The sequence below is a fragment of the Stenotrophomonas sp. AS012628 genome (genome assembly GCF_010608305.1).
In the GTDB taxonomy this organism is placed as follows: Bacteria; Pseudomonadota; Gammaproteobacteria; order Xanthomonadales; family Xanthomonadaceae; genus Stenotrophomonas; species Stenotrophomonas geniculata.
This window is the reverse complement of the sequence record NZ_VMBJ01000139.1, coordinates 1-268: the sequence shown is the minus strand read 5'-3', so window position 1 is coordinate 268 and position 268 is coordinate 1. Positions and strand designations below refer to the sequence as shown.

1 protein-coding gene is annotated in these 268 nt (G+C 67.2%); it reads right to left on the bottom strand.

Features of this window, described 5'->3' with window-relative positions:
• Positions 1 to 268: DUF488 family protein (locus G5A07_RS21310; RefSeq protein ID WP_191863983.1), on the bottom strand; the 268-nt coding region annotated here is incomplete at both ends.

Genomic DNA, 268 nt, shown 5'->3' with positions numbered 1-268 from the left:
GCGTAGCAGGTCGGCGAACTACCCGGCTGCTGGCGGTCCAGCTCCTCCTCGAGGAACTCGGCCAGCACCACGGCATTGTTGTGCTGCTGGTCGTGGGCGCCGTAGAGCAGCGTCAGGGTGCCCTCGCGAGCGCTGTCGAGCAGGCCCCACCAATGTTCCGGGTGCGCCTGCAACTCGGCGCGGTAGTGTTCGCGGAAGCTGTCGAAGAGTGCCGGATCGTGGCAGAACTGCTTGCGCACCTCGTTGGAGGGCGCGACCTCCTTCAGCC